The sequence below is a fragment of the Polyangium sp. y55x31 genome, assembly GCF_029946505.1.
GTDB lineage: Bacteria > Myxococcota_A > Polyangia > Polyangiales > Polyangiaceae > Polyangium.
Window position 1 is genome coordinate 15,383 of sequence record NZ_JARZHG010000049.1, and the last position, 15,504, is coordinate 30,886.

14 protein-coding genes are annotated in these 15,504 nt (G+C 68.7%); 10 read left to right on the forward strand and 4 right to left on the reverse strand.

Translation table 11 applies throughout. The annotated features are described in order from the left end of the window. The first annotated feature begins 108 nt into the window (after window positions 1-108). Both QHF84_RS44715 and QHF84_RS44720 read left to right on the forward strand, forming a co-directional pair. Complete coding sequence (locus QHF84_RS44715) at window positions 109-645, forward strand: DUF4142 domain-containing protein (protein ID WP_281319734.1); 537 nt, start codon at window positions 109-111, stop codon at window positions 643-645. Between the two features lie 64 nt (window positions 646-709). Further along, window positions 710-2,353: a hypothetical protein gene (locus QHF84_RS44720; RefSeq protein ID WP_281319735.1), complete on the forward strand. Its 1,644-nt coding sequence runs from the start codon at window positions 710-712 to the stop codon at window positions 2,351-2,353. Between the two features lie 7 nt (window positions 2,354-2,360). On the opposite strand, the gene QHF84_RS44725 is transcribed toward QHF84_RS44720, so the two are convergent. Continuing rightward, entirely contained in the window at window positions 2,361-3,131 is a 771-nt protein-coding gene (locus tag QHF84_RS44725; RefSeq protein ID WP_281319736.1) for a VOC family protein, read from the reverse strand. A 273-nt stretch (window positions 3,132-3,404) separates the two neighbouring features. Between QHF84_RS44725 and QHF84_RS44730 the strand changes: the two genes are divergently transcribed. Both QHF84_RS44730 and QHF84_RS44735 read left to right on the forward strand, forming a co-directional pair. Further along, entirely contained in the window at window positions 3,405-4,427 is a 1,023-nt protein-coding gene (locus QHF84_RS44730; RefSeq protein WP_281319737.1) for a Rieske 2Fe-2S domain-containing protein, read from the forward strand. 261 nt (window positions 4,428-4,688) lie between these two features. Beyond that, on the forward strand, window positions 4,689-5,789 hold the full coding sequence (locus QHF84_RS44735; RefSeq protein ID WP_281319738.1) for a class I SAM-dependent methyltransferase family protein: 1,101 nt from the start codon (window positions 4,689-4,691) through the stop codon (window positions 5,787-5,789). Here QHF84_RS44735 and QHF84_RS44740 read toward each other — a convergent pair. Continuing rightward, a complete protein-coding gene (locus QHF84_RS44740) occupies window positions 5,778-6,347 on the reverse strand; it encodes a DUF2378 family protein (RefSeq protein WP_281319739.1) in 570 nt (189 codons plus the stop codon). The two genes, QHF84_RS44735 and QHF84_RS44740, sit on opposite strands and share 12 nt — an antisense overlap. A 353-nt stretch (window positions 6,348-6,700) precedes the next feature. Between QHF84_RS44740 and QHF84_RS44745 the strand changes: the two genes are divergently transcribed. The 4 genes from QHF84_RS44745 (at window position 6,701) to QHF84_RS44760 (ending at window position 9,965) form a co-directional block, all read left to right on the forward strand. Further along, window positions 6,701-6,970: a carboxymuconolactone decarboxylase family protein gene (locus QHF84_RS44745; protein WP_281319740.1), complete on the forward strand. Its 270-nt coding sequence runs from the start codon at window positions 6,701-6,703 to the stop codon at window positions 6,968-6,970. Between the two features lie 78 nt (window positions 6,971-7,048). After that, on the forward strand, window positions 7,049-7,729 hold the full coding sequence (locus QHF84_RS44750) for a hypothetical protein (RefSeq protein ID WP_281319741.1): 681 nt from the start codon (window positions 7,049-7,051) through the stop codon (window positions 7,727-7,729). A 25-nt stretch (window positions 7,730-7,754) separates the two neighbouring features. Continuing rightward, window positions 7,755-8,645 (forward strand): serine/threonine-protein kinase, encoded by an 891-nt coding sequence (locus QHF84_RS44755; protein WP_281319742.1) that lies wholly within the window; start codon window positions 7,755-7,757, stop codon window positions 8,643-8,645. A 123-nt stretch (window positions 8,646-8,768) separates the two neighbouring features. Beyond that, window positions 8,769-9,965, forward strand: coding sequence for a cytochrome P450 (locus tag QHF84_RS44760; protein WP_281319743.1), 1,197 nt, complete (start codon window positions 8,769-8,771; stop codon window positions 9,963-9,965). Here the strand turns inward: QHF84_RS44760 and QHF84_RS44765 are convergent, their stop codons facing one another. Together QHF84_RS44765 and QHF84_RS44770 are read right to left on the reverse strand one after the other, a co-directional pair. Further along, entirely contained in the window at window positions 9,966-10,556 is a 591-nt protein-coding gene (locus QHF84_RS44765; RefSeq protein ID WP_281319744.1) for a GNAT family protein, read from the reverse strand. It abuts the gene before it with no gap. Window positions 10,557-10,597: 41 nt separating this feature from the next. Continuing rightward, on the reverse strand, window positions 10,598-11,845 hold the full coding sequence (locus tag QHF84_RS44770; RefSeq protein WP_281319745.1) for a hypothetical protein: 1,248 nt from the start codon (window positions 11,843-11,845) through the stop codon (window positions 10,598-10,600). Window positions 11,846-11,928: 83 nt separating this feature from the next. On the opposite strand from QHF84_RS44770, the gene QHF84_RS44775 reads away from it, so the two are divergent. Together QHF84_RS44775 and QHF84_RS44780 are read left to right on the forward strand one after the other, a co-directional pair. Then, window positions 11,929-14,268 (forward strand): hypothetical protein, encoded by a 2,340-nt coding sequence (locus QHF84_RS44775; protein ID WP_281319746.1) that lies wholly within the window; start codon window positions 11,929-11,931, stop codon window positions 14,266-14,268. A gap of 147 nt (window positions 14,269-14,415) precedes the next feature. Further along, window positions 14,416-15,483 carry a prephenate dehydrogenase/arogenate dehydrogenase family protein gene (locus QHF84_RS44780; RefSeq protein WP_281319747.1) on the forward strand — a complete coding sequence of 356 codons (1,068 nt, stop codon included), beginning with the start codon at window positions 14,416-14,418 and terminating at the stop codon, window positions 15,481-15,483. The last annotated feature ends 21 nt before the right edge of the window (window positions 15,484-15,504 follow it).

Below are 15,504 nucleotides of genomic sequence, written 5' to 3' on the forward strand. Positions count from 1 at the left end.
CGCGGAAAACATCCTCTCGACCAGGCTCCCACCTGCGAGCTCGTCGTCCCAGGATCCAGCCAGGACAGCCGGCGCTCCGTGGGGGGCCGGGGAGGGGGGAATGTCATCATGAAGAAGGTTTTCATGGCGGTCGTGCTCGCCGCGATGGGAGTGTCGTCCGTGGCCCTTTCGGAAACGCCGCCGGAGGAAGCGACGGCCGAAATCGCGACCGTGCACGACGACGCGAAATTCGTGCAGGCAGCGGCGAACAGCAATCTCTGGTCGGTGAGGGCCGCGCGGCTCGCCGTGCGCCATGCGAGAAACTCCAAGGTCGAGGCGCTCGCGCTCCTGGAGATCGCCGAGCACGTGAACGTGACCGAGGGGATCGAGACGCTCGCGGCGAAGTTCGACGTCGAGATGCCGACGGAGTTCGATCCCGTGATCGCGGGCCTCTTCCAGCGTCTCTCGAACCTCCGGGGAAATCGCTTCGATCGGGCGTATCTGCACACGCTCATCGAGGCGCACCGGTATGATGTGGCGATCCTGTCGCAAGCGCTGACCTCCCGGGACGCGGATGTGAAGGCGTTCGCCCAGAAGAACCTGCCCATTCTGCGGGGGCACCTGGACGCGGCGCAGGAGATCCTCCGGATGTTGCCCGTGGAATGACGCTCGACGACGAACCACGACAAAGGTGACGGCGCGCCTTCGATGCGGCTACCCTCGTCGGCCGATGGAGACGAGGCGCATCGAGGGGCAGGGGACATGGATCACGGCACGTCGCGGCGCGCGCTCGGCGCTGCTCGCCGCGGCGCTCGCCGCGGGCTGCGCGGGACCGGCGAACGAAAAACCTCCGGCCACGACGAGCGCGCCGTCGCCCCGCGCCGAGGCTCCCGCGTGCCGATCGACCGGATCTCGCGCGCAGATGCTCCTGCGCGAGGAGGTCGTGCCGGGGAAGCTCTCGGTCGCGGTGTATTCGCATTCGCTCACGACGCCCGAGGGGCCGCTGCGCTTCTGGACCTACGTGAGCGAGGGCCTCTGGCCGCTCGGGCAACGCGAGATCCGGTTCTCCGTCAAGCGTGAGCCGGATGATGCCGAGGGCGCATTCGATCGTCAGCTCTTCAAGCTCTACGGGCTCATCTACGAGCTCGCGGAGAAGGGTCAGCTCGTCGACGTTCATGGCCGCTCGCAGCTCGGCGGCCCGCCGCTCCTCGGGCGCGACGATTTTCATTGCATCATCTATGGTCCGCCGCAGCCTTTGGAGGGGATCCCGGCGGAGGCGCCCTTCCTCTCGGCCGTGATGGTCACGTGCGAGGAGGAGGACATCGGGGGGCAGGCTGGTTATGCGCGGATCCTGGCGCGGCTCGGCGCGGACGCGAGGTATTATCCGACGCCGTTCTGGACCGACCGCAAGCGCTCGTCCGTGGCCCGGCCCGGGGAGGCCGACCAGTCCTTGATCACGCGGGCCCAACGGGCACACCTCCGCGGCGTGTCGGTGCGCCTCGAGCGAAAGGGCGGCCTCGCGAACGTCTCCCCGACGCAGAGCTTTTTCGTTCCGGGGGATCGTATCGTCCTGCGCGTGTTTCCTCGTGGGGCCGATGATTTGAAGGAGGCCGCGGCGGCGAAGGACAACGAGGACGGGATCGTCATGATGCTCGAAATGGATCCCGGCTCGGGCTCCGGCCTCTACTGGTATCCCGGACAAACCTTGGCCTCCGCCATTGCTTGCCCGGCGGCGGGGACCGATCGGGTCACCGGCAACTTTTTGATCCTCGCCAGCTCGAAAGAGGTGTCCAAGGCCGGGGTGACCGAGGACGGGTTCGTCATGATGTTCCCCGTGGACGCGTGGAAACGGATTCGCGAGGCGCTCCTCTCCGGCAAAGAGATCTCGATTCCCGAACAGGGGGACATGCCGGCGTTTGCCGTGGAGCATGTGCAGACGACGTACGTGAATCCCATCGACGGCAAGCGCTACGAATCCGAAGGCGGCTGGGAGGAGGTCCGGCCCAAGGGCGACGGCGCGGCGCCCAAGCGGAACGACCAGGTCGAGGCCTCCGTCGTTCTCCTGACGAGCGAGAAGGAGATCGCCGAGCGGACCACGGTCGAGGATGCGGTCGCGGTCATCAAGCAGATCATTACGATCGTCGAGGCAGAGGTGGGCGTGTCGAAGGGGCCGGGCACCGACCTGCTCGTCGAATGCGAGCTTTTCCCCGGCAAGAAAAAGAAGTTCGAGATGGCCCAGCGGCCGACCGTGGATGAGCGGTTCGCGCGGGCCATCTACGACAAACTCGAGAAGATCGTGGCCCCGGAGGTGAAGGGCCCCGTGAAGTTCCAGGTGGTCTTCAAGATCCGGGGCGGCAGCCCTCCGGGGCCGTGAAGGGCGGTCAGCGGCGTTTTTCTTCGTACACCGAGAACATCGCGCCCTGCGGGTCCGCGAGCACGGCGAACCTGCCCCCGCCGCCGATCTCCTTCGGCGCGACGTAGACCTTGGCGCCGAGCTCGCGCGCCTTGGCCACCGTATCGTCCGCGCTCTCGACCGTGAAATACGCGCCCCAGTTCGACGGCACCGGGCCCCAGCTCGGGTCGATCTTCAGCATGCCGCCGACGTGCTCGCCGCCCACGATCCATTCCGTGTACGTCGCGTCGCCGCCGGTCGACCAGCCGAAGAGCGCCGTGTAAAACGCTTTTGCCTTCTCGGGGTCGGTGGTCTGGAGCTCGAACCACGAGGGCGCGCCCGGCTCGCCCCACAAGGTCGCACCGATGTGTTTTTTCGGTTGCCAGAGGAAAAACACCGCGCCCGTGGGATCGGCGACGATCGCCATACGCCCGGACTCCATCACCTCGAACGCGGGCGCGAGGATGTTCCCGCCGAGCTCGGCGGCCTTGGCTGCCACGGCGTCGGCGTCGGCCACGGAGACGTAGATGTTCCAATGCGGCGGGATTCCGCGCGATTGCTCCTCGGGCGGTTGTCCGCCGAGCCCCGCCACGTCGTGCTCGCGTTTCCGGAACATCGTGTACGCTCCGCCGGGCAGCGGCATGTCCTCGGCGGTCCAGCCGAACAGCGCCGTGTAGAACGCCTTCGCGGCCGCGGGATCCGTGGTCGTCAGGTCCGCCCAGCAAAACTGGCCGGGGGCGTACGAGCTCTTCACCGTCATGAATTCCTCCCTTCGTGGGGGCCCATTCTACACGGCGAGGCCTTCGTGTCACCTGGAGAGTTTGGCGCCGCGAAACTGTCGAGGCTGCTCACGGGTCGAACTGGCTGCACCTCCATCGTTGGCGGCTCAGGCCTCCAGGTCCCTCCCGCAGTGCCGCCGCAGTGCTCGGGCCCGGCGCTCCTTGACATGCGCCTCGGCTGTCTCGTCTACTCGATGCGCGGCAATCCCGCATTGAATCGGCCATCGCAGACGAAGGACGGAGACGAGGGTACGATGGAGACCAAGAGCCATGGGGGACCGGGCCCGGCGATCGGCGCGAGGAGGAGGCTCCTCGGCAAACCGATCCCGGCCGAAGGGGAGGGCGGGGTATTCACGCAATCGTGGTATCCCGTCTGCATGTCGAGCGAGCTTCCACCGGGGAAAATCCTCGGTACGAGCTTCCTCGACGGGCGCATCGTGGTGTTTCGAGGTGAGAGCGGCAGGGCGCAAGCGCTGAGCGCCTACTGCCCGCACCTCGGCGCCGACCTCGCCGCGGGATCGGTCGTCGGGGACGCCATCCGCTGCGCGTTTCACCACTGGGAGTACAGCCAGGAGGGGACCTGCCTGAAAACCGGCCCCGGCGATCCGCCGCCGCCCGGCGCCTGCCTCTTCCGTTTCCCGACGGTGGAGAGGTACGGGATGATCTGGGTCTTCAACGGCGAAACCCCTCTCTTCGACCTCCCGGACTTCCCTTATCCCGACGACGATCTCGTCTTCCGGGTCGAGGCGCACGACGAGGTCTTTCCGGTCGATCCTTGGGTCGTCTGCTGCAATACGCCGGACGTGCAGCACATCCGCGTCGTGCACGGCTTCACGTTCGACAAGGGCGAGCCCGCCGAGAACATGGTGCTCACCGAGCACTCGATGATGTACGACTTCGACGGCATCCACCCCGCGGGCCCGCGGGTCACGTTCCGCGTGGGGATCTTCGGGACCACGATCTTTTATCAGAGCAGCTTCTTCAACGGCCGCTGGTATGGATACATCGCCCCGTTCGGGATGCCCGCGCCGGGACGAACGAAGGTGTATTACGTCCTGGCCACGCGGAAATCCGAGGGCGACGCGGCATCCCAGAAGGAGCTGCTCGACTTCGCGATGGGCGTGCAGCGGCAAATCCTCGCGGACGACGCCCCCATCCTCCGGGGCGTCCACTTCCGGCCCGGCGCCCTGACGAAGAGCGACACGGCGCTCGCGCGCTTCTTCGAATACCTGCGCAAATTCCCGCGGGCACACCCCTCGGCCGAGTTCATTCGCTGAAGCGCCTGCCCCGCGCCACCCGAGGCCACGCCCGAGGACCCGGCTGCGCGGCGGGTTCGTCCCGAAAGACACCTGCAGCCCGCCGCGAACGGTGCCCGGGACGCTGGAACGAGCGCGGATTCGTCCTCGGGTCCCCCCGGGGTTCGCGTGGCCGAACTCACCCGAACGTGTCCTTCGTGCGCAAAGTACCGGAAGGGTTGTCAGCGAGGGGGTTTTTCGGCGATGCTGCGCCAGTTCGGAGAACAAGACAGGAGCCCGGCCATGTCCCAGCAGCTTGCCAGGGAGAGCATCGCGAAGGGGGCCGAGGAGCGCGCGGCGGGGGAGCACGCTGCTCGAAGATCATTCGATCCAGAGGAGGAGGAGGTCCAAGGGCCGCCCATCTCGATGGATTGCGAGCGGCGGCTCGTCGAGCTCGCCGCCTGGTGCAGGGAGCTCGAGGCCTCCCCGCGGAGCGCGCTACCTCCGTCGCCGGAGGACTGCGCCCGGCTCAGGGAGATGCTGCTCCGCGTCTGGGAGGCGAGCGACGCCCTCGGCCCCTCCGGCCTCCTGCGCAACTCCCCGGCCCAGCGCCGCTTCCAGGAGGTCCTGGGGCCGTATTTCTGGCAGAGCCCCATCATCCACCGCTGCTTCGCCAAACCCCGGGGCTACGCCGGCGACTTCCTGATGATGGACGACGTCTATCGGAACGTCCCCAAGGGCGAGACGAACCTCGGCCGCTGGATGGACCGATGGGTGCTGGAGCAGCCCGGCTTCGTGGCGGTCAGGAACCGCCGGGAGAAGCTCAAGGCGCTGCTCGCCCACGAGTGGAACCGGGGCGCGCGCTACGTCATGAACGTGGCGTCGGGCGCGGCCTCGGAGCTCTCCGAGGTGGTGCCCACGACGCCGTTCGAAGGCATCACGCTGCTCGACCAGGACCAGGGCGCCCTGTATGCCGCGGTCACGGCGCTCGGCCGGCGGATGAATCCCGCCCACGTGCGCACCTGGTCCGGCTCGGTCTTCACGCTCATTCGTGGCAAGACCACCCTCGTCCCCGGCGACCAGGACTTCATCTATTCGATTGGCCTGTACGACTACCTGTCGCCCCGGTTCGCGACGGCGCTCACGGCGCGGCTCTGGCTCAACCTCGCGCCGGGGGGTCTGCTCGCGCTCGGCAACTTCAACGGCCACGACCCGATGCGCCGCTTCATCGAGGCGGCGATGGACTGGTACCTCATCTACAGGGATGTGCCGGACATGCTGGCGCTGGCCTCGGGGCTGCCGAACGTCGAGGACGCGGAGGTCTGGACCGATCCCACGGGCTGCCTCCACCTCCTCCTCGTCCGCAAGCGCGGCGATCGCCCGAGCATGGAATCACCACCGTGAGTGGATGATGAAGTCGGTGCCGGCGTCGTTGGCGATGGTCGCGGTGACCATGGCGTCGACGTTGCTCACGAGCTTGTAGGCCACCTTGTAGACGGCGACCGTGAAGGCGGGGCCGAACAGGTCACGCGTGAAGACCACGTCGGCCGAGCGTTCGCTCGTCTTCGTGTACTCGCGCTCGCCGAAGCTCACGGCCAGGGTGTAGGCGTAGGGGCCGTTCGCGACGAGGGCCTGAGGGTTGCCCTGGCCGAACCGGGCGAGCATCTTCCCCACGGGCGACTCGAGCAGGGAGCTGAAGGCGTGCTCGCCGCAGCCGCTCATGATCTCGTCACAGCTCAGGCCGAGGCTCGGCTCGTCGACGAGGCGACGCGCGACCTTGAGGAGCGAGCTCACCGGGTACCAGAAGAAGGAGCGGATGGTCTTGTCCCCCATCACCTGCGTGCGGATGGCGTTCACCTTCGGGGCGCCGTAGGCCCGGCCGAGGTGGGTGAGCGCGCCGTCGAGCACCATGCCGAGCATGTTGTCGGTGCTCGTGGCCAGCGCGATCCGTTTGTCAAGCATCTCCTTGGAGTCCATCGCCCGTAGAGGTCCTTTCCGAGGAACGAAGTGCCCGCAGCTTACACGAACCACCACGCCCGTCACCATCCCGGAGGGGGGCGTTCGTGCTGCCCACCGAGGCGCCCGAGGCGTTATCGGTTCTTCGCGCCAAAAGCTCCCCCCTCCTTGCCCCCGCGTTCTACGTAGCACGTTTCCGCATGACAGGTTCGGCGCGGCACGCGCATAGCGTGCGCGCGAGAATCGCGCGTCCGTCATTGCCAAAATGACATGGGAATCGTCCCGCGCTCTGCCGCTTCGCGTTTCTGCATCCGCGTCCGGATTTCACTCTGCCTCGGGATCCGTGATAGCCTCCCTTCATGCCCCACATCCGGATCGTCGAGGCCCACGAAGCCGACGCCCCCCTGCGCGCCGTCTATGAAGCCATGATGTCGCGCCCCATCCCCGCGGCCTACCGTACGCCGCACGGCGGCCCGGCCGGCATCATCCGCGCGCACAGCCTCGACCCGGATCTACTCCGGATCACCTTCACCGCGACCGGCACGTTCCACCGCGGCGACGGGCTCACCTGGGCAGAGCGCGAGCTCATCGCCGCGTCCGCCTCGCGCACGAACCAGTGCTTTTACTGAACGTCAGCTCACGCAGAGTTTCTGCGTGTCGCTTCTCAGGATGAGGCCCTCGCCGCGGACGTCGCGACGGGAGCCGACATGCAGCGCGCTTCCCCGCGGGAGCGCGCCCTCGGCGGGTTCGCGGTCGTCATGACCGAGGCGCCGTGGTCCATCGACGCCGCCGACCTCGACCGCCTGCGCGCCGTGGGGCTCACCGAGGACGCCGTCGAGCAAGCCATCTGCGTCGCGGCGTTCTTCAACTACTACACGCGCGTCGCCGACGGCACGGGCATCACGTTCGATTACGACTCGCCGCTGCCGCGCCTCACCATCGATCCCACGCGCGAGCCCGTGCCTCGCCCTCCGCCGCGTGACTGGAATCCCGCCGTCGACGGCTCGCGTGTCCCCGTGTTCCCGCGCCGCGCGTTTGCCCAGGGGCTCCTCGAAGAGTGGCACGCGTACCACTTCGAGCGCGACGCGCTCCTCTCGCGCCGCGACCGCCGGCTCCTCGCTCGCGCCGCGGCGGCCGAGCTCTGCGATGCCGGCGCCGTCGCCCGCTACGAGGACGTGGTCCCGCGGGATCCTCGCGAGCACGCCCTCGCGGCGTACGCGACGAAGCTCACGCGCACGCCGTGGGCCGCCTCCGCGGCGGATGCGGCTCTGCTGCGTGCGCACGGCCTCGACGATCCTGCGATCCTCGCGGCCATCACGCTCGTCGCGCACCAGAACACGTTTTCCCGCATGCACCATGGCCTCGCGGCGTTCGCGACCTCCGGATGACGCCAAGCTCGCACGGCGCCTCCCCGTGGCCGTGGGAGACGTCGTCGCCGGCAAGTATCGCGTCGAGGGCTTCCGTGCCGAAGACGGCGTGGCCCTCGCCGTCGTCGAGCACGAGGGCCTCGTCCGGAACGTGGCCCTCGAGCTCGCGTACGAGATGCTCCTGCCGTTCGTCCGTCGCGAGATCCGGGCCACGACCGCCATCCCGTCCGAGCGGGTCGTGCACGTCTTCGACTGCGGCACGCTCGAGGCCGGCGTGTCCTTCATGGTCGTCGAGGACCTCCTCGGCAATGACCTCGCCGACGAGATCAAGTGGCGCGGCCCGTTTCACTTCCTCGACGCGGTCGACTGGATGATCGGGGCGCTCGAAGGCCTCGCCGAGGCGCATGCGCGTGGCATCGTGCACCGCAATGTGATGCCCGCGAGCCTCTTCCTCGCGGAGCGAGGGGGCGGGCATCGGTTCCTGAAGGTGCGCCATTTCGGTTGTGCGAAGTTCGAGGCAAAGGCGGGCGCCGAGGTCGACGACGACCCCGCCGACGCCTGCATGTTGCTTGGCAGGCCGCTCTTCCCTCCCGAGCAGATCCGGGACGCGACGGACGTCGATGTGCGCATCGACATCTGGTCGATCGGCGCCGTGCTCTACCAGTGTCTCGCGTGCGAGCCGCCGTTCGCCGCCCGCAGCGTGGTGGAGGTCCTCTCCAAGATCGTCCTCTCCGAGCCGCCGTCGATCCGGGACAAGCGGCAGGACGTCCCCGAGGGCCTCGCGGCCGTCATCGCGCGTTGCTTACGCCGCGACCGCGACGAACGTTTCCGCAACGTGGCCGAGCTCGCGCTTGCGCTCGCGCCTTTCTCCACGCCGAGCGTTGATCCGTCGATCGAGCGGATCCTCGCGCTCTTCCCCTCCGTCCGGGCGCCGTGAAGCGCGACCGCCCGAGGGCGGCGGCGGCGCCTGAGCCGAATACGTCGGTTCCCCGACGGAAAAGCAGGATCCTCATCGGCGCACGTCCCGCGAAATCCCGTTTATAGCGGGCCTCGGGCCGACATGCTGGACCTCTTCACCGACGACGTTCGCCGCAATCCTTTCTCCTTGTACGCAGAGATGCGCGCGAAGGCGCCGGTGCTCCACGTCCCGCTGCTCGACCTGTGGATGCTCTTCGACTACGACAGCGTCAAGCGCGCGCTCCACGAGCACGACACCTGGAGCTCCGTCGTCACCACGCAGACGGGGCCGACCCCTGATTGGCTCGTCTTCTCGGATCCGCCGCGCCACACGAAACTCAGGAACATCATCCAGCGCGCGTTCACCCCGCGCTCCATCGCGAACCTCGAGCCCCGCATCCGCGAGCTCTCGCGGGAGCTGCTCGACGGCGTGATCGAGCGGGGCGAGATGGATCTCGTCAAGGACTACGCCGAGCCGCTGCCGACGATGGTGATCGCCGAGATGATCGGCATCCCCGTCGCCGATCGGCCGCGCTTCGTTCGCTGGAGCGAGATCATCCTGAACCTCAGCTACACCATCTCCGGCGGCGAGGCCGCGGCACGCGCCGTCGCGGAGCACGCCGCGCTCAAAGAAGAGATGCGCGCCTACGTCGGCGACCTCTGCGCGGCGCGGAAAAAGGCGCCCAAGGACGACCTCCTGACGCGGCTCGTGGAGGCCGAGGTGGACGGCGATCGATTGACGGGCGAGGAAATCCTCGGCTTCTTCCAGCTCCTGCTCGTGGCCGGCACCGAGACGACCACGAACCTCCTCGGCAATACGATCCTCTCGTTCTTCGAGCACCCCGCCGAGCTCGCGCGTCTCGAGGGCGATCCCACGCGCTTCCTGCCCACGACGATCGAGGAGGTTTTGCGGTACCGCTCGCCCGTCTCGATGGTGTTTCGAGCGACGAAGCGCGACGTCGTGATGCACGGAAAGACGATCCCGGCTGGAAAGTTCGTGCTCGTCCTGCTGGGCGCGGCGAACCGGGATCCGAAGCAGTTTTACGAGCCCGACACCTTCGACGTCGGCCGCGACCCGAACCCGCACATCGCCTTTGGCCACGGGATCCACTTCTGCCTCGGCGCCTCGCTCTCCCGCCTCGAAGCAAAGGTCGCGATCCCGGATCTGCTCTCGCGCCTGCGTGGCCTCGCGCCCGCGAGTGATGCGCCGTGGCAGCCCCGCAAGGCGCTCCACGTGCACGGCCCGGCGAGCCTCCGCGTGCGCTTCGCGCCGGACGAGCCGCTCGCCGTGGCGATCTGATCAACCGCCGAGCTTCGCGACGAGCCGCTCTTTCACGGCGGCCCACTCGTCGTCGAGGATGCTGAACATCACCGTATCGCGGAGGAAATCCCCGCGCGTCTTCTGGTACTTGCGCAGCACGCCCTCGCGCACGCCGCCGATGCGCGCGATCGCGGCCTGCGATTGCAGGTTTCGCGCGTCCGTCTTGAGCTGCACGCGCGCGGCGCCGAGCACCTCGAACGCGTGCCGCAGGAGGAGAAACTTCGCCTCCGTGTTGATCGCCGTGCGTTGCCAGCGCTTGCCGAGCCAGGTCCAGCCGATCTCGAGGCCTCGATCATTCCGTTTGATGTCGAGGTACCGCGTCGAGCCGCAGGCGCGCCCGTCCGCGAGGCCCATCTGCACGAACGCGATCTGCCCTCCCGAGGCCTGCGCCTCGAGCGCCGACGTGATGTACGCCTCCATCGCTTCGAGCGAGAGCGGCGGCTCGATCGACATCCACCGCCAGATGGATTCGTCCTCGACGAGCGCGGCGAGCAGCGCAGGCGCGTGCGCGAGCGTGAGGGGTTCCAGGCGGACATGGCGTCCTTCGAGGGTGACGGGTCGCGGATCCATGCCGAGCCTTTTACCGCGACGGGGCGGGGGGCGGCGAGCCGTCAGAGCTTCTCGACGAGGATCGTCGTCACGTACGTGCCGGGGGCGGTCCGTACGGTATGCCAGCCGCGGCCGATCGAGGTCGCGGCGATCTCCCAGGAGAACCAGTCGCCGTAATGCTCGATGGCGCCTTGCGAAATGCCCCAGCCGGCCGTCGGCGAAGGCTCGCGGGAGGCTTGCGCCTTCCACGAGGGCACGCGGATCCGGAAGCCGCTCGCCGTGATCACGGGTTCGTCGATCTTGCCGAGCGAAACGAAGGGGCCTTTTTCGTCGCTCGTCGCCCGGAACAACCCGAGCTCGTCCCCCAGGAACGCGACGAAATGGGCAGGCTCCCCCGCGCTGCCCGAAGGCCAAGGGATTCCGTTGATCGAGGCCTCGTCGGGCTGCAACCAGTCGCCGGACCCGCGGATCCGCGACAGCCGCATGGAGACGATCGACCCGAGGTGCGCGCAGAGCTCGCGCCGTACGGTCGTGGAGACCTCGATCCGCACGGTGGACGTGCCCTGGATCTCCACCACGCCGAACACCTCGAAATCGGCGTCTTCCGCGGCGAACACGATTCTCTCGCCGTCGCCGCCGGCGCGGAACGCCGGGGGCCCTGCCGATCGGAAGTCGAGGACCGTCAGCCCGCAGCCGTCCGCCACGGCGTCGTAATCGAACGAGGGGACGATCTGCGCCCGATGAATGCCGGCATCCACGACGACCGACGTCCCCTCGACCCGCACGCGCAGCCCATCCTTCCGGATCGCCGGCTCGCCCTCGGGGATCGTGCCTGTCTTCGGAGAATGGTTCGAAGGCGTGGTCGACGCCCTCGGGGCATGCGCCGAGGCCCAGAAGCCGGCGCCGAGCAGCGCGCCCGTGAGCGCCGGGATCCCCACGAAAACCACCCGTCGATGCATTCGATGGGCGAGCGTGAGGAGCAGGAACGCCCCTGCAAACGGGAGCACGAGGAGACGCGTATACGAGGTCGTGCCCGTGACCAGCCCGAACCCCGCCACGACGAACCAGAACCCTGCGAGCACCGCGGCCCCAGAGGCCGCGAGCTTTTCCCGGCGCGTGACGAGCGCAAAGCCGAGGACGAGTGCGAGCACGACGACGAGCGGCCCGAGGACCTGATGCTCGAAAAAGGCCGCGGAGGGAACGGAAAATCCGCGCGGCTGCGAGAGCGCGTAGGCGAGGCCTCCCGCGGCGTGGGCGAATGCCGCGAATCCGAGGAGCACCCGCGTCGCCACGTCCCTCGTTTCTGACATCCTGCCCACGGTACCCCGCGGCGCGGGTGGGATCCAGGTGCACGTGATTGTCGCGCCGGGAGCGTCGCGGTAGCGTTCGTTCCGTGATGCGCCGCCGCGTGTTTCGCCTCGCCCTCCTGGCCCTCGCCGCTTGCGGCCCCGCGCGTGTTCCTCCGTCGCCGCCCACCGCCGCATCACGAACTGCGCCCGCAGATGCGGCGCCCCTGCCGTGGCCCTTCGCGGATACCATTTTGCCTGCGCCGCCGGCCCACGGAACGCCGACCGAGCCCGGCCGGCGCCACGGTTTGCCCGACGGGCTCGTGCGCGCCGTCGAGACGCTCTTCCGCAAAGGCCTCGCGGATCCACGCGGATTGCCCTATCACGTCGTCACCATCACGCTCACGACGCAGCCGGAAGGGCCAGGGGAGGTGATTCCGACGAAGGCGTTCGTGCTCCCGGGGCCGGAGAGCGGGCCGCGCTTCGGCATTCTCTGGAATGGCCTCGAGTATCCGCTCGTCGCCGTCGGCCCGCCCGCGGACCTGCGCGCCGATATCGAGGCGCTTCGGGCCAGCGACAAGCGCATCTGCGACCAGCAATCAGCGCATTTCCCCGAAATGCCTTGCTTCCGGACGCGCCGGGCGCGGTACGAGCTTCCTTCCCACAAGCTCGACGAGATCCTGCCGATGCACGTCGCGATGCTCGTGCAACTCGGCGAGGATACCCTGGCGCAATCGCTCTGGGAGACCTGGATCGCGGGAGGCTCGCTCGACGACACGCCGGAGATTTCGGGCAGCGAGCGGGCCGTCTTCGTGCGCATCGCCGACCATTTCCTTTCGGTGCTCCGCGAACGCGCGCTCTGGGCGCACGTCCGCGGCGACGACGAGCTCGCGCTCGCGAGCTTGCGGGGCGTGGCGCGGATCGGCCCGGCGCTCGCCGCACATGCGGCCTCGCTCGGAGCGGACGAGGCCACCGTCCAGGGATTCGCCGCGCCGGCGGGGCCGCTGCTCGTGGACCAGGAAAGACGAGCGGCGCAACCGACGAAGGGACCAAAAGGTTTGCCCTCGCCTTTGCCCGCGGATCCGGCGGCGCGCGTGGCGGCGCTCGTCGCGGCGCTCGGCGAGGTGCACGAGCCTGCGTTCGGACGGCATGGGGCGCAGGCGCAGGTCCTCGAAGACCCGATCTTGCAGGCGCTGCTCGCGGAAGGCGAAGCGGCGGTCCTGTCGCTCGCGGAGGCGCTCGCGAACGACGAACGTTACACGCGATCGATATGGTACGAGGCGCACGGCATCGAGCTCCTCACGGTGCGCGACGTCGCCGAGCTCGCCCTCGACTCGCTCGCCGCGGATCTCCCGGTCGCCCCCGCGCCGCCGGACGAGACGAAGCAACAGAAGGCCGAACGATTCCGGGAGGCGGCGGAAAGGTTCAAATCGATCCCCACGGACGAGCGCTGGTTCCGTGATCTCGCGGACGACACCGCGGGTCCTCTGCGGTGGGTGCAGGCCGCCACGCGTATCGTCGGGCCCACGGACGCGCCCCGCCGGAGCCCCGACGCCTCCGATTTCCTCGCGCTCTTTTTGCGCGTGGACGGGCCGCCCAAGCCTCGCTTCGCGGGCCTTTCGTCTCGTAAAAATCCCTCGGTCACCGAGCTCCTCGCGCGACGCGCAAAACAGCTCGCCGACATGATGGGGCACGGGTACTTGAAGGCCTCGTGCGAGATGGGCCTCCTCCTCGCGCTCTGGGATCCCAAGGGCGCCGCGCGCGCCCTCCGCGAGGGGACGGGCTCCTTGCGCAATGGCTGGGAGGACATCAAGGACCCCGCCGCCGCGGACGATCTGCGCCAATGCCTCGCCGTGTTCTTCGTGGCCCGAGCCGCCTCGGGGGACGAGAAGGCATTCGACGAATACGCGTCCTTCATCCGCGAGATCGATCCCGCGACCGTGCCCCCGAGGGCAGGCGAGCTCCGCACGCTCCTCGCGCCCCTGACCCTCCGGCCCACGCGTCCTTCCATCGTCGCCGCGGGCCGCGCGATGTTCGCGACCAAGACTTCTCCCTGGGCCACCCGCTTTCGGCGCGGCGAGCGCGACGATTTGCTCGATCCCTCCTTGCTGCGCATCCCCGGCATGCGCGAGCTCGTCCTGCCGGCGCTGGAAGACAGGGCCGCGATCGGCAGCATCGAGCTCGACGAATTCGGAGGCGCCGAATGGGGCGGCGTGGGCGAATTCGATCGGAGTCACGAGCAGGTCGATCCGCGGGATCCCGGCGCGGCGCCCCCGAACACGAAGATGCCGCTCCGATTCTGTGATCGCGTCGCGAGCGTGCTCGCGGGGCGCATCGGATCGGCCGCGCCGTTCCGGATGTACTGGATCGAGCCGCGGCGCGACGACGCGATTGCCGCCCTCCGGACCTTCGTCGTGACGAAATCCGAGTCGCCCCGCGCCCCCTGAGCGGCATTTCCGTCGCAACCGGGAAAAACCCGGAGAAACGCCGCCGACCGCGTCCGCGACGGAACGATTTTCTTCCGCATCGCCTCCTCGCCCACGGGGCCGTTCATCCGCTATGCTTGATGTGGGGATCGGCCCCATACAGGCGTCATGACGAACGTCGCACTGCTCGGATACGGTCGCTTCGGCGCGGCGATGGCCTCGCTCCTCCGGGATGCGAACGTCGACGTGCAGGCTCTCGACGATCGCTCCCACGTGCCCGACGACATGCGCGCGGCGTCGCTCCCCGATCTCGTGCGAGGCCGCGATGTCGTGGTGGTCGCCGTCCCCGTCACCGCGATGCGCCGCGCCTTCATGGCGATGCGCCCGCTGCTCTCGCCCTCGCAGATCGTCGTGGACGTCGGCAGCGTCAAGCTCGGCCCCTCGGCCGCCATGAACGAATGCTTCGGCGCCGACATCCCCTGGGTCGCCACGCATCCCTTGTTCGGCCCGATCAGCCTCTCCCGGGGCGAGCGGCCGCTCGTCGCGGTGGTCTGTCCCAATGCGATGCATCCGGCGGCGGTCGACCGCGTGGTGAGCCTGTACGAGCAAATCGGCTGCACGGTCGTCCTGGAGGACGAGGCCACGCATGACCGCAACATGGCCTGGACGCACGCCCTCGCATTCTTCGTGGCCAAGGGTATGCTCGACGCGGCCGTGCCCCTCGACATCCCGTACGCGCCGCCCTCGTTCCAGGCGCTCGCGCGGACGGTGGAGGCCGCGCGCTCGGACGCGGGGCACCTCTATGCCGCGCTCCACCGCGAAAATCCCTATGCCGCCGAGGCCCGCCGCAAGCTCGTCGATGCGCTCCTCGCCGCCGATCAGAACCTCTCCGGATCGGACGGGATGGCTGCGCCGCCCTCCTCCGCGCTCATCCTGCCCTCCAAGGCGGGCTCGCAAGCCTTGCGAGAGGCGCGTGATCTCATCGACGACCTCGATCGTGACCTCATCGATCTCCTCGGGCGGCGGGCCCAGCTCGCGCGGCGCGCGGCGCGGGAGAAGGCGAAGCTCGGCCGCCCCGTGCGCGATCCCGAGCGCGAGGCGGAGCTCCTCGATGCGCGCAGGCGCTGGGCAGCCGAGCGCGATCTCGATCCGGCCTCGGTGCACGAGATCTTCGACGCCATTCTCCGATTCTCCAGACGCTTGCAACACGAGGAACCCACCGGCGAAACGGACTGATCTTTTTCTGGCCCGGCCGAG

What these genes read in the sequence shown, in the direction of transcription:
- QHF84_RS44720 (WP_281319735.1), top strand. Translation starts at nt 710, where the DNA reads ATGGAGACGAGGCGCATCGAGGGGCAGGGGACATGGATCACGGCACGT.
- QHF84_RS44725 (WP_281319736.1), bottom strand. Translation starts at nt 3,131, where the DNA reads ATGACGGTGAAGAGCTCGTACGCCCCCGGCCAGTTTTGCTGGGCGGAC.
- QHF84_RS44750 (WP_281319741.1), top strand. Translation starts at nt 7,049, where the DNA reads ATGCAGCGCGCTTCCCCGCGGGAGCGCGCCCTCGGCGGGTTCGCGGTC.
- QHF84_RS44780 (WP_281319747.1), top strand. Translation starts at nt 14,416, where the DNA reads ATGACGAACGTCGCACTGCTCGGATACGGTCGCTTCGGCGCGGCGATG.
- QHF84_RS44760 (WP_281319743.1), top strand. Translation starts at nt 8,769, where the DNA reads ATGCTGGACCTCTTCACCGACGACGTTCGCCGCAATCCTTTCTCCTTG.
- QHF84_RS44715 (WP_281319734.1), top strand. Translation starts at nt 109, where the DNA reads ATGAAGAAGGTTTTCATGGCGGTCGTGCTCGCCGCGATGGGAGTGTCG.
- QHF84_RS44740 (WP_281319739.1), bottom strand. Translation starts at nt 6,347, where the DNA reads ATGCTTGACAAACGGATCGCGCTGGCCACGAGCACCGACAACATGCTC.
- QHF84_RS44765 (WP_281319744.1), bottom strand. Translation starts at nt 10,556, where the DNA reads ATGGATCCGCGACCCGTCACCCTCGAAGGACGCCATGTCCGCCTGGAA.
- QHF84_RS44735 (WP_281319738.1), top strand. Translation starts at nt 4,689, where the DNA reads ATGTCCCAGCAGCTTGCCAGGGAGAGCATCGCGAAGGGGGCCGAGGAG.
- QHF84_RS44730 (WP_281319737.1), top strand. Translation starts at nt 3,405, where the DNA reads ATGGAGACCAAGAGCCATGGGGGACCGGGCCCGGCGATCGGCGCGAGG.
- QHF84_RS44745 (WP_281319740.1), top strand. Translation starts at nt 6,701, where the DNA reads ATGCCCCACATCCGGATCGTCGAGGCCCACGAAGCCGACGCCCCCCTG.
- QHF84_RS44770 (WP_281319745.1), bottom strand. Translation starts at nt 11,845, where the DNA reads ATGTCAGAAACGAGGGACGTGGCGACGCGGGTGCTCCTCGGATTCGCG.